This is a genomic window from Mycobacterium sp. NGS69 (assembly GCF_059812165.1).
In genome coordinates this window covers 1-546 of record NZ_JCALCD010000027.1, presented here as the reverse complement: position 1 = coordinate 546, position 546 = coordinate 1, and the positions used below count along the sequence as shown (strand labels likewise).

1 protein-coding gene is annotated in these 546 nt (G+C 67.9%); it reads left to right on the top strand.

Going from position 1 to position 546, the window contains the following annotated elements:
- On the top strand, positions 1 to 526 hold a 526-nt coding region (locus AC5Y2S_RS28930; protein WP_499960057.1), incomplete at its 5' end, for a transposase.
- Positions 527 to 546: the final 20 nt, after the last annotated feature.

The following is a 546-nucleotide window of genomic DNA, read 5'->3' as shown; positions in this document are numbered from 1 at the left end:
CGGGTGGCTGGACACGGTGCCCGGACTGGTCGCCGAACTGGCACGCGCCGAACTCGACGATGTCATCCGACTGTCCGCGGAGATCACCGCCTTGGCCCGGCGCATCGGTGAGCGGGTCCGCGAGGTGGCCCCGTCACTACTGGCCATTGCGGGCTGCGCGGAACTGACCGCGGCCAAGATCGTCGGCGAGGCCGCCGGCATCGCCCGGTTCAAAAGCGAAGCCGCGTTCTCCTGCCATGCCGGAGTGGCGCCGATCCCGGTGTGGTCGGGTCAGACCGCCGGGCAGATGCGGTTGAGTCGCTCGGGCAACCGACAACTCAATTCCGCCATCCATCGCATCGCGCTCACCCAGATCCGGATGCCCGACTGCCCCGGCCACGCCTATTACCAACGGCTCATCACCAAGGGCAAGACCAGCCGTCGCGCCCGACGCTGCGTCAAACGCCACATCGCTCGCGCCGTCTACCGTGCTCTACTCGCCGACCACAACACCCGCCACCAAGCCCCGCAATCAGCCGCGGCTTGACATAGGAGCTACTGCTCGCG